This is a genomic window from Ensifer adhaerens, from assembly GCF_001270265.1.
GTDB lineage: Bacteria > Pseudomonadota > Alphaproteobacteria > Rhizobiales > Rhizobiaceae > Ensifer > Ensifer adhaerens_B.
In genome coordinates, this window is the sequence record NZ_LGAP01000060.1 from 1 (window position 1) to 11,312 (window position 11,312).

Sequence of the window (11,312 nt, forward strand, 5' to 3'; positions counted from 1 at the left end):
CTTTGGGACGGGGCAGGCGGCGCGTATCGCGCCGTAATACTACTTAAAATAGATGCATCGCCTGATTGAGCAATGCCTTGTATGATAGTGGCAGAGAGGCGTTGGAAGGGCGGGCAATGAGCAATCACTATTGTCTCGGCCGGATCGATTTCGGCGTGGGCAGTTCGGCCTTCTGGTGCCTCGATAGGCCCGGAACGCTGGTCGTTTTCCTGCACGGCTTCACCGGTGCCGCGGAGGCAACCTGGCACAATGCCAGTGCCTACATCCGACGGGATGCGCTTTTTTCCGCCGCAGACGTTCTCTTCCTCGGCTATGACAGCGTGCGCAGCCGGGCGCGGGTGATCAGCCGCTCGGTACTCGATCTGTTTCGCAAGCTTTTGGCCGAGCCGGCCGAATTTTCCAATCGCTACATCTATTATGGCCCCAAGCGCGAGCCCTTCCTCTACGATCGGGTCGTCGTCGTGGCGCATTCGCTGGGTGGCGCGATCATGCGGCAGGTGGCGCTGGATCTGGCGCGGGCCGCCGACGCCTATGCGGATCACATCCAGCTCCTGCTCTATGCGCCCGCCCACAAGGGATCGAACGCGCTGCACAACGCGGGCGGGGTGATGGAGGGGCACGGGATCCTGGCGGCCCTGCGATGCGGCCTGCTCTACAAAGCGCCGATCCTGGAAGACCTTCGGCCGAAATCGGAATTCATAAGGGATGTCGAGGCCGGCACACTGGCACGGCTGACGCGCGGGCGACTGCGATGCCTGGTCGCGACCAAGATCACGATCGGCCAGTATGAAAACATCGTCGAACCCGGCGATTTTGCACAGGATCCGCCGTTCTATACGGTGGATCGTCGCAACCATACGGACGTCTGCAAGAGCGACGCCGGCTATCGCAGGGTGCTCGACGACATCGAGGAGTGCCTGCGATGAGCGACGTGTCCGGAACGCGTCTCTCCCTCGAACCGTTTGCCGGCTTCGAGCACAATTGCTTCGAGCGGCACGATCTTCGCCTCTACAATATGCCTGTTGTCGGCGCCGGCTATCTGCTGGCGCGCTGGGCCGCGTCCCGCCAGGTGCGGCTCGCCTGGCTCGCCTATCTCCAGACGTCCATGCTGCGCCATGAATATCTGGCAAGCCGTGGCGAGATCGAGCGTGATGCGCCGGACGCCGGCATCGTGCGCCTGGCGGGCGAGGAAGCTGCCCGCGGCTCGCCGATGTCGCCTTCTACCGTGCGGTTGGCGCTCATCCTTACCAGGCGCTCGATGCCCTATTTCAATGTCGACCCTGAACTGGATGGGCTCGGCCCGCTCAATGAGGCGGAATGGACCGACCTGATCGACATGGCGTTCCGGATCGATATCTTCCTGTGTTCGCGGCCGCGCTTTTCCGAGACGATGCGCGCGCTGCCGCGCTATCCCCATGCGGATCTCGGGGCCGACGGCTACCTCTTCCTCGTCAATTTTCTGTCGATCCTCGGCTTGCGCTCGGAGCTCGGCGCCGGTTCGCGGGGCTACCTGCAGCGCAAGATCAACGTGGTGCTGCATTCGCTTGGACTGAATGTCGATGCACTGCGCGCCGATCTTTACCGGGTACAGGACGAGATCGGCCGGCGCGGTATACCGTCCTCGCGCGTGGGGCTGGAGCCGATCGATGTCAGCATAGCGCTGTTTGAAACCGAACTTCAGGCCGCCTGGGAGCTGGCACGCACGCTCGAGGTTCTGCAACTGGCGAAGGCGAGGGACAGCGGCCCGGAAGGCAGCGGACAGGCGGAGCCGCAACCGCAATTCTAGAGCGTTTCCGGTTTAGACGGAGTCGCAGAAACGCTCTATCTCTTTGTTTTTACGCATTTCCTGACGGAAAACCGCTTCGCATTTTTCCTGGAAATGCTCTACAGCGCCGCGCGTCTTATCAGACGCGCAAAGGTCGCTGTAGCGCTTTGAATTGCTGCATGTTTTTGTCCTTAAATCGGCTACGATTTAAGGAAACATGCAGTAGCGGCGCTTGGCGGCGAAATCCCGGTCTCGCTGCGTCTCAAGGTATTCCAGGAATTCGCGGCGAAGGACCGCGCGGAAGGTACCGCCGGCTTAGTCACCGTTTCCTTCCCGATCGGAGGGAGCGATGTGAGAAGGTCCTCCGCTACCATTCGCGCGGCAGGACTGAGATGACTTCCCGTGGAGAACTCTGAGAGCGGTTCGCCGATTATTGAGAACATTCACGAAACATGGACATCCTCTTTATGCCGGCAGCGGGAGTGTGGTGTAGTTGCCAAGACGGGGGCGGAGATCGGTCCCGTACCTCTCTTGACGACTACACCACTTTTCCGTGGTCGACGTGATTAGTTGCCCGTTGGCATGGAGAGGTTAAAACCTTCCTTGCTCAACTGATCGCGCAACCACTGGAATTGCTCGTATTTCGAGATCTCGATCGGACCGGCATAGCTCTGGCTCTGAAGCTTGCGTGGCGGATACTTCACATAGCTTTGCATCAGCTCCTTGATCGCGGCGCTGATGGTTACCAAAGTCCAGGTGTGCTCCGTATAGTTGTTCATGAAGATGTCGTAGCGCTCCTGTGGATCCTGCCAGAGATCGAAGACCTGCGGGACCGTTGCGACATATTTGGACGCGCCCTTCCAGCCAAGGTTCGAATCGACCGCCAGTCCTCCAGTCGACTGACCATCGTCGCCGCGCAAGTTGAACACGGCTTTATAGTTGCCGACGCGGGCAGCGCCGGGCGAAAGTTCGTTCTCGGTAAAGTAAAACCAGGAGGTGCGTTCCGATTTGCCCGTACCGAGCAGGACCGGCGACATATCATAGCTGTCGAAGATGATCGGCTGGCCCTCGCGGTCTTTGTCCGGCAGAGCGACGCCGGCAACAGAGGCGAAAGTTGCCATCAGATCAAGCCCGCCGACGATATCGTGGTTCTTGCCGCGTGGCTTGACTTTGCCCGGCCAGATAGCGATGGCGGGAACGCGATTGCCGCCTTCGCGGACTGTGCCCTTGGTGCCACGGAATGGGGTGTAACCAGCGTCGGGGTACACGTCCTGCCAGGCGCCATTGTCCGTGGTGTAGAACACGAGCGTGTTCCTGTCCAAGCCGGTCTCACGGAGCTTATCCATGATGCGGCCGATGCGGGTGTCGAGTTCCACGATGCTGTCGGCATACTTCGACTTCGACATCGACTTATGCTCGAATTCCGGTGCCGGCATGTTCGGCTGATGCACCTTCATAAAGTTGACGCTGATGAAGAATGGCTTGTCGGATTTGGATGCGTCGTCAAGGAAGCCAAGGGCAGCCTTCTCGACGTAACTGTCGAAGAACGGAATACCGACAACGCCCGGTGCACCGTTCACGCTTGGCGTATCGACATACTGGCCGTTGATCTTGAACTCTTCCACGGGCTTTTCACCCGCCTTGCCGGACAGTGCGCCTTTGGTCACGCGCTGGAACATGGCCCGCAGCTTCGGGTCCATATCGGGGAACCACGTTGGATCGGCGTAGGTGTAGGCGTTCAGGTGATACAGCCCGCAATACTTCATCACATCGAAGCCTTGGGCGTTCGGCAGAGCGTAGTCTGCCTCGCCAAGGTGCCACTTGCCGGTAAAATAGGTATCGTAGCCGCCAAGTTTGAGGACGGACGCAAGTGTCCATTCGGCCGCAGGCAGGCCACCGCCTTCACCTTGGAACGCGACGGTGGTCATGCCGCTGCGGTTGGGAATTCGCCCCGTGATCATCGCTGCGCGGCCAGGTGTACAGCTCGGCTGCGCGTAGAAGTTAAAAAACGTCATGCCACTGTCTGCCATCTTGTCGATATTTGGCGTCGGCATCCCGCGTCCTTCGCCACCGCCATACGGTCCAAGATCGCCAAAACCCGTGTCATCGGAGACGATCGTAAGCGGTTAGGAACTGTTGATAAATAATTGAATCGCGTCTTTGGATTTTGGCGGGGGTTGGGATTCCCTTTTCGTTTTAAGCCTGTAGAATCGTGGCGTGATTGACGAGGCTGCCATCCAACTGCGCTATGCGGCGCTCGATCCGGTTCTGGACGAGCGTGGACGGCGGCGCTTTGCAGCAGCCGAAGCGTTGGCGGCCGGCCGCGGCGGTGTGACGGCGGTCTCACGGATCACGGGTCTGGCGCGCAGCACGATCACGCGCGGTTTGGCGGAATTGCGCGGCGAGGCACCGCCGGAGGCGGCTGCGGATCGGGTTCGTCGCCAAGGCGGAGGCCGGCGGTCATTGGCCGCCACGGATGCGACGCTTTTGGCCGACCTCAAGGACCTGGTCGAGCCCGCCACGCGTGGCGATCCGATGGCACCGCTGTTGTGGACGGCCAAGAGCCTGCGCAATCTGGCGAGCGGGCTTGGCGCGCTTGGCCATCGCATCGGCCACAACGTGGTGGCCGATCTGTTGCGGCAGATGGGGTACACCCTGCAGGCCAACCGCAAGACCCGCGAGGGGACAAACCATCCCGACCGCGATGCGCAGTTCGGCTACATCAACGACCGGGTGAAAGAGGCGCTGGCGGCAGCTGAGCCGGCGATCTCGGTCGACACCAAGAAAAAGGAACTGGTCGGCGACTTCAAGAATGGCGGCCGGGAATACAGCCCAAAAGGGCAGCCCGAAGCGGTTCGGGTGCACGACTTCCTCATCCCCGAGCTCGGCCGGGCGGCACCCTACGGGGTCTACGACATCGCCGACAACGCTGGCTGGGTCAGTGTCGGCATCGACCACGACACGGCCAGCTTCGCGGTCAACTCCATCCGCCGCTGGTGGCAATCGATGGGATGTCAACGCTATCCAAACGCGACACGGCTGCTGATCACCGCCGATTGCGGCGGTAGCAACGGTGCCCGCGTCCGGCTGTGGAAGCGTGAATTGCAAACGCTGGCCGACGAACTCGGCCTGGCCATCACCGTCTGCCATTTGCCGCCCGGCACCAGCAAATGGAACAAGATCGAGCATCGCCTCTTCTCGTTCATCACCAAGAACTGGCGCGGTAAGCCGCTCGTCAGCTACCAGACCATTGTCCAACTGATCGCCGCAACCACAACCAAAGCCGGCCTCACGGTAAAGTCCGAGATCGACACCAATGCCTACCCCGCCGGCATCAAAGTTAGCGATGCCGAGATGGACGCCATCAACATCCATCGCCACCAATTCCACGGCGACTGGAATTACACCATCAGCCCAAACAAGCCGATATCGATGCGATAATTTATCAACGGATCCTTAGCCGACCACGCTCGACTCGAAGTTCCACGGCATTAGAGTGTCGATATCCTGCGCGGGCCATCCGTTGGCCATGCGAACTAAGGTCTGTGTCAGCCAGGCGAGCGGATCGACGTTGTTCATTTTAGCTGTCTGCAAAAGCGTGGCGATCGTGGCCCATGTGTTGCCACCGCCTTCCAAGCCGGGTTCATAATGCCGGGTTTCTGGCATTCGAATCCAAGGTCACTTATCCCTTCCATCCACTGGTTGACCAAACCGTATTGGTAACCGGCAGCCATGAGCACGAAGGTGTTCATTATCTGCTCATTCGGCAATCGCATGGTGGCTCATTTCAAATCCCCGCATGGATGTTTGATCCTGCGGCAAGTTCGATCGAGATTGTAGCCGAGCCGCGCCTTTCGGCAACGAAGCTTATTGAACTGCGCGCTTTCATTGATTCTCTCGTACTCTGTCGCTCGGTGCAAGAAGCCGAAGGGATAAGCCATGAGAAAGCAATTTCGCATGCAATTGGATCTGTTCGTGACAGCCCGGCCGGTAGACCTGAGCGACACCCAGCGCCGGGAAGCCTTAACACTCCTGCAATTACTGTTGACAGAAGCGGCGGCAAAGCTGGCCGGCAAGCGGTTCGCCGGCGGCGGAAAGGAGGCGGGCAATGAGTAAGATCACTGCCGACCATCTTAGCCTTAGCGCCTTCGTCTACGTCCGGCAGTCGACGGCATACCAAGTTGCCAATAATCTGGAAAGCCAAAGACGGCAGTATAGTCTGGTCGAGCGCGCACGACAGTTGGGTTGGGAGACCGTCGAGATCGTGGACGATGACCTTGGACGATCTGGCAGTGGCACGGCCCGCCCTGGATTCGAGAAGCTGTTGGCAGCAATCTGTGAAGGTCGGGTGGGAGCCGTTGTGTCGCTGGAGGCGTCACGTCTGGCACGCAACGGTCGTGACTGGCACACGCTGCTGGAATTTTGTGGTCTGGTCGGCACGCTGATCGTCGATGAAGAGGCCATTTATGATCCGCGCTCGCCTAACGACCGGCTCCTTCTTGGCATGAAGGGCACGATGAGCGAGATGGAGTTATCCGTGTTCAGGCAGCGATCTGTCGAAGCTATGCGCCAAAAGGCGCGGCGCGGCGACCTTCATCTGACCGTTGCCGTCGGATACGTGAAGACGGATGACGTCCGTGTCGAGAAGGATCCAGATCGGCGCGTTCAGGAGAGTATTCTGCTCGTCTTCCGCAAGTTCGCCGAACTGCAGACTGTCCGCCAAGTGCTGCTCTGGTTCAGACAGGAGAATGTCTTGGTTCCGTCCGTCCTGCAAGGGCGCGGCAAACGGCCGATCGAGTGGAAAGCTCCGGTTTATCACACCCTTCATCACATACTGACGAACCCGGTCTACGCCGGCTCGTACGCCTACGGCCGGCGTGCGACACGTGTGATGATCAAGGATGGGCGGAAACGGGTCACGCGTGATACGTTGCGGCGTAATTCGAAGGACTGGGAGGTTTTGATCCACGACCATCATGAAGGCTATATTAGCTGGGCCGAGTTTGAAAGGAATCAGCATCTGATCGCCGAGAATGCGAATGGAAAAAGCTACATGGGACGAGGTTCGATAAGACGTGGCGAAGCTTTATTGCCCGGACTATTCCGTTGCGGTCGCTGCGGTCGCCGACTGCATATTCAATACTCTGGGAAAGGCGGCAATACGCAGCGATATGTTTGTCGCGGCACGTTCGGCGACATGGCGGTCGGCAACTGTATCGGCTTCGGTGGCATGCGGGTTGATCGGGCCGTCGCGCAGGAGGTTCTCGAACGGTTGCAACCTCTCGGAATCGAGGCGGCCTTGCGAGCAATGGAGGCGCACACTCAGCGTCATAGCGATAAGCATCAGCAACTCGAGAACTCAATCAAGCAAGCACAATACGAGGCTGCCCGAGCGCGCCGCCAGTATGACGCTGTCGATCCCGACAATCGGTTGGTCGCGGGCGAGTTGGAAAGGCGCTGGAATGAGAAGCTGATCCAATTGCGTGACCTAGAGATCGAGCTTGAGACGCTCTCGACCGACCGTGACATGCCCGCACTATCGGCAGATGACCGTGCAAGACTGATGAAGCTCGGTAGGGACCTGGGGCAGGCATGGGACAGCCCCAGTGTATCCACCGAGACGCGCAAAAAGATCATTCGGTTACTGATCACGGAAATTATCGTCGATATCGTCGACGACACATTGGCGATCATCATTCATTGGCAAGGTGGCGATCATACCCGGATGACAGTGAGGAAGAACAAGATCGGCCAGACCCGCTGGGCAGTTAAGGATGATGTCGTTGATCTCGTGCGCGCTTTGGCCAGGCAGTTACCTGATTTGTCAATCGCAGCGATCCTGAACCGTTCCGGCAAGCGGACCGGGCATGGCGCCAGCTGGACGCGAAGCCACGTCTGCAGCCTTCGCAACATCCATGGTATCTCCGTCTATCGAGAAGGTGAGCGGGCCGAACGCGGTGAGAGAACCCTCGATGAGGCCGCGGACATTCTGAAGGTGAGTCGAGCTACGGCCTATCGGATGGTCAGCAGCGGCGTCCTTCCGGCGCGCCAGCTATGCACCGGAGCGCCTTGGATCGTCCGACTTTCCGACCTCCAGCACGACGCCGTGCGCCGCGAAGCCGATGCCAGGCGATCACGGCGCCCGAGATCTCAGGATCTGGTTCAAAATCCCCTTTTATTATAAGGACATCATCAGATGTGCAGTATGACGCGCCCTCGTCGCTTCCGGCAAATAGACTATTCTTCCTTGCGCGCTCGACGATATTGGAGTCAATCTCGATGCGGCCGTCACCGAGAAAGCGTTCCAGAGATTGTCGGCGGGTCATTGCATAGCGGATCGCTTCCGCGGTCTTGGACTTGCCAGAGACCTTCGCCAGCTCCTTTTCCCAGATGTCAAAAAGGTTGGCGACAATGGCCGCAGACCGCTCTTGTCGTGCGGCAGCACGGATGTTGGCATCCTTTCCCCGGACCTCGTCCTCGACCTTCCACAACTCGGTCATCGCCTTCACCGAGGCTGTCGCGGCCTGATTGATACCACCGATATGCAGTTCGTAAAATTTGCGCCTGACATGCGCCCAGCACCCGGCCAACGTGATGGTTTCGTTGCTGCCGGCCTTCACCTGCTCTTTGACCATGCTCGTATAGGCGCCGTGCCCATCAACCTGAAGAATGCCGTTGAAGCCGCTCAGGTGACGGGCCACACAGCGCCCACCTCTGCTGTCTTCAAATCTATAGGCGACCATTGGTGGCCCTGATCCCCCGAACGACCGATCATCACGTGCATAGGCCCACAGCCATGCCGTCATTGTTTTTCCCGAACCAGGCACCAGGGTCGGCAATGTTGTTTCGTCGGCAAATACCCTTTCACCTGCCTTGATCTTTTCCAGGATGTAATCGGCCAGGATCTTGAGCTCGAAGCCGAGATGTCCCATCCATTGAGCCATCAAGGAGCGGCTCAGCGTCACGCTATCGCGCAGGTAGATTGTTTCCTGACGGTAGAGCGGTAGGCCGTCGGCGTATTTGGATACAGCGATGTAAGCCAGGAGCCGTTCGCTCGGCAGCCCGGCTTCGATGATATGGCCAGGCGCTAGAGCCTGCAGCACACCGTCACGGCCCCTAAACGCGTATTTCGGCCGGCGGGTAACTATGACCCTGAACTTCGGTGGGATGACATCGAGCCGCTCGGATCGGTCTTCGCCAATCAAAACCTTTTCCAGCCCTCGGCATTCTTCGGGGATTTCAGGCTCGATGACCTCCTCAATGCGCTCGAGATGGGCGGCAAAGCCCTTGCGCGGGCGTGCTTCCCGCTTCGGCTTGTCTTTCCGTGACTGGTCGAGTTCGCTGTCGATCGCTGCCAGGCCGGTCTCGACTTCCTCGAACGCAAAGTCGATCTGATCGTCGTTGATCCCCAGTCGCAGCCGTTCCGAGCGCGTGCCTTTCTGAGCCCGCTCAAGCACTTTCACAATCGCAGTGAGAGTGGCTATCCGCTCGTCCGTATCCTTCTTGAGCGCCTCAAGCCGGGTGATCTCCGCTCGGGCAGCGGCGCCTTCTGCGCTCATGGCGACGATCATCGCCTTGAGTGCATCAACGTCGTCAGGAAGGTCCGAAGCAGAGAACGTCATAGCAGGAAGTAGATCACAAATTGTGATCTTTTCCTAGCGTTTACAGTAACATGCGTCGGATTTCTTGGAGGGATCCAGCCCGTCGAAAGCGGCCTCCTGATTGCCGCCGGGCGGATCTTCTTCCAATCCATTCCGGCCAGAAGGGCCATGAGCTGGGCATGATCCAGACGGATGCGCGCCGCCGTCGCAGCCGGCCAGCAAAAGCCATTTCCTTCGATAACTTTCGAATAGAGACAGACCCCACTGCCATCCCACCACACGATCCGGACACGGTCCTTCCGCTTGGAACGGAACACGTAAAGGGCGCTATTGAAAGGATCGAGACCGCCATCCCTGACCAAAGCCATCAACGAAGCCGCTCCCTTGCGAAAGTCGACCGGTTGGCAGGAGACGTAAACGACAACGCCAGACGCAATCATGCTTTGCGTACCGCCCTAAGGATCCTGCCAAGATGATCCGGCTCGATATCCCCGGCCACGCGCACCACGACGTCACCTATGACGATCTCCACCGGTGAACTTGCAACAGCTTCGACGCGCGCGAAACTAACCCTTTCATTAGCCTCTTTCGAAAGGGGCACAACCGATCCCGAGGCCAAGGCCTTGCGGCGCCAGCCGTAAAGCTGCGAGGGATCCAGCCCCTCAGCGCGGGCGATCGCTGATACATTCGCCCCCGGCAGCATTGTCTCCGCAATCAGCCGAGCCTTCTCAGCATCCGGCCAATCTCGTGGCTTGCGCCTCGTCCGTATTGGTGTCGCCGTCAGAACCTCAAAGGCACGAGCCTGATTCACACTGTCGCTCATAGGTTTCTCCGCATGATTCATGCCGAAAATGAGCGATCTTTCGATGCCGCGCTACGTGGGATGGCCTACCCGCTTACAGACGATCATGAGAATGTTCGGTTTAGCAGATTGGGGCGTTTGGGCAGTCGCCGACCCCCAAGGGATGGCGACGAACGTAAACGCAGCAGCGGCTGTCGCGAGCAGCTTTGCTCGAGCGCCTAGCCTAGTGCCCATCCACAAACGCCTGTTTTTCTGCGGTTTTGAAAGGTTGTTTGCCGGCTGCCATCGTTTCTTGGGACGCGTGATGGCACAAGGCCGCGCAGGTTATGGCCCGAAGAGCGATCTGGCGGCAATGGGATCATGGGGTATCGGCCGACGCTCGCCGGGCTTGCTCTGAACGCTACCGGATCAGGAGCGTAAGGTCGGCCTGAGGCGGGCAAGGAGGGCGAGATTGTAAGCGACCACCGAGGACCAGACATAAGCCTTAAAGTGGTCGAGCCCGCGCCAGGTGCAGCGCCCCAAGCCATAAGCGCGCTTCAGACAGGAGATGCCGGCCTCGATGCCGGCGCGGAAGTTTCTGAGCTTGCGATAGACCCAACGGCTCTTGACCATGTCTTCGATCTTGAGGCCGCACTTCTTGTGGAAGGCCATGTCGCGGATGCCACAGGCTTTGGCTCGGCTCAAATTATCGCGGCTGGCATAGCCGCCGTCGGCCGCCGCCTGACGCGGCGCCTGGCCATAAAAGGCGATGTGGCGTTCCAGCATCGGCAGCAAGCGCTCGCTGTCGGCCGGGTTGCCGGTTTCGACGACGAGGTCGAGGACCAGTCCGCTTCTGCCGGTGGTCAGATTGAGTTTGTGGCCGTAGTCGACGTCGCGGCTGCCTTTGACGATGATGTCGGCATGCGGCTCGAACAGGCTCACCAGCTTCTCGCCAGCCGGCACCGGCTCGCCGGCCAGGACCCGCCGTTCGGTCTGGGCGATGATCCGCTCGATCAGCGGCTTATAGTGGCGGAGCTGGGGCTGCCCCAGTTCGCCCGCCGGGCCCGCCGCCCGGGGCAACTGTTCACTCGCCTGCTGGCGATAACTCACGGGGGGGCGCGGGGTTTTGGGGCGGTCGCGGCTGTGCTTCACCCCGTTCGGGCGG

Annotated in this window: 9 protein-coding genes and 3 pseudogenes; 6 read left to right on the top strand and 6 right to left on the bottom strand. The window is 59.6% G+C overall.

Going from position 1 to position 11,312, the window contains the following annotated elements; genetic code table 11:
- Positions 1-116: 116 nt before the first annotated feature.
- Both AC244_RS34275 and AC244_RS38525 read left to right on the top strand, forming a co-directional pair.
- Positions 117-926 (top strand): alpha/beta fold hydrolase, encoded by an 810-nt coding sequence (locus AC244_RS34275; protein WP_053253287.1) that lies wholly within the window; start codon positions 117-119, stop codon positions 924-926.
- Positions 923-1,786 carry a hypothetical protein gene (locus AC244_RS38525; RefSeq protein ID WP_053253288.1) on the top strand — a complete coding sequence of 288 codons (864 nt, stop codon included), beginning with the start codon at positions 923-925 and terminating at the stop codon, positions 1,784-1,786. The genes AC244_RS34275 and AC244_RS38525 overlap by 4 nt, the downstream gene beginning before the upstream one ends.
- Positions 1,787-2,331: 545 nt before the next feature.
- Here AC244_RS38525 and AC244_RS34285 read toward each other — a convergent pair.
- Entirely contained in the window at positions 2,332-3,882 is a 1,551-nt protein-coding gene (locus AC244_RS34285; RefSeq protein ID WP_053253289.1) for an arylsulfatase, read from the bottom strand.
- A gap of 100 nt (positions 3,883-3,982) precedes the next feature.
- Here AC244_RS34285 and AC244_RS34290 point away from each other — a divergent pair, with 100 nt between their 5' ends.
- Positions 3,983-5,206 carry an ISAzo13 family transposase gene (locus tag AC244_RS34290; RefSeq protein ID WP_053253290.1) on the top strand — a complete coding sequence of 408 codons (1,224 nt, stop codon included), beginning with the start codon at positions 3,983-3,985 and terminating at the stop codon, positions 5,204-5,206.
- A 15-nt stretch (positions 5,207-5,221) separates the two neighbouring features.
- On the opposite strand, the pseudogene AC244_RS34295 reads toward AC244_RS34290, so the two are convergent.
- Positions 5,222-5,404: pseudogene (locus tag AC244_RS34295) on the bottom strand (transposase domain-containing protein); the annotation flags it as partial.
- On the opposite strand from AC244_RS34295, the pseudogene AC244_RS38530 reads away from it, so the two are divergent.
- The 3 genes and pseudogenes from AC244_RS38530 to AC244_RS34300 all read left to right on the top strand — a co-directional run.
- Positions 5,380-5,601, top strand: a pseudogene (locus tag AC244_RS38530) (DUF5372 family protein); the annotation flags it as partial. The pseudogenes AC244_RS34295 and AC244_RS38530 sit on opposite strands and share 25 nt — an antisense overlap.
- 103 nt (positions 5,602-5,704) lie before the next feature.
- On the top strand, positions 5,705-5,881 hold the full coding sequence (locus AC244_RS38535; protein ID WP_234717130.1) for a hypothetical protein: 177 nt from the start codon (positions 5,705-5,707) through the stop codon (positions 5,879-5,881).
- On the top strand, positions 5,874-7,949 hold the full coding sequence (locus AC244_RS34300) for a recombinase family protein (protein ID WP_053253292.1): 2,076 nt from the start codon (positions 5,874-5,876) through the stop codon (positions 7,947-7,949). Before AC244_RS38535 ends, AC244_RS34300 begins: the two co-directional genes overlap by 8 nt.
- 28 nt (positions 7,950-7,977) lie before the next feature.
- Here the strand turns inward: AC244_RS34300 and tnpC are convergent.
- The 4 genes and pseudogenes from tnpC to AC244_RS34320 form a co-directional block, all read right to left on the bottom strand.
- Positions 7,978-9,387 (bottom strand): annotated as a pseudogene (gene tnpC / locus AC244_RS34305) (IS66 family transposase); the annotation flags it as partial.
- Positions 9,384-9,734, bottom strand: a complete 351-nt coding sequence (tnpB, locus tag AC244_RS34310) for an IS66 family insertion sequence element accessory protein TnpB (protein WP_234717129.1) — start codon at positions 9,732-9,734, stop codon at positions 9,384-9,386. The gene tnpB and the pseudogene tnpC, both read right to left, overlap by 4 nt.
- Positions 9,735-9,802: 68 nt before the next feature.
- On the bottom strand, positions 9,803-10,189 hold the full coding sequence (locus AC244_RS34315) for a transposase (RefSeq protein WP_053253293.1): 387 nt from the start codon (positions 10,187-10,189) through the stop codon (positions 9,803-9,805).
- Positions 10,190-10,576: 387 nt separating this feature from the next.
- A partial coding sequence (locus AC244_RS34320) for a transposase (protein ID WP_152976238.1) occupies positions 10,577-11,312 on the bottom strand: 736 nt, incomplete at its 5' end.

Excerpts from the sequence above, each read along its gene's own strand:
- AC244_RS34275 (WP_053253287.1), top strand. The coding sequence starts at position 117 with ATGAGCAATCACTATTGTCTCGGCCGGATCGATTTCGGCGTGGGCAGT.
- AC244_RS38525 (WP_053253288.1), top strand. The coding sequence starts at position 923 with ATGAGCGACGTGTCCGGAACGCGTCTCTCCCTCGAACCGTTTGCCGGC.
- AC244_RS38535 (WP_234717130.1), top strand. The coding sequence starts at position 5,705 with ATGAGAAAGCAATTTCGCATGCAATTGGATCTGTTCGTGACAGCCCGG.
- AC244_RS34300 (WP_053253292.1), top strand. The coding sequence starts at position 5,874 with ATGAGTAAGATCACTGCCGACCATCTTAGCCTTAGCGCCTTCGTCTAC.
- tnpB (WP_234717129.1), bottom strand. The coding sequence starts at position 9,734 with ATGGCTTTGGTCAGGGATGGCGGTCTCGATCCTTTCAATAGCGCCCTT.
- AC244_RS34315 (WP_053253293.1), bottom strand. The coding sequence starts at position 10,189 with ATGAGCGACAGTGTGAATCAGGCTCGTGCCTTTGAGGTTCTGACGGCG.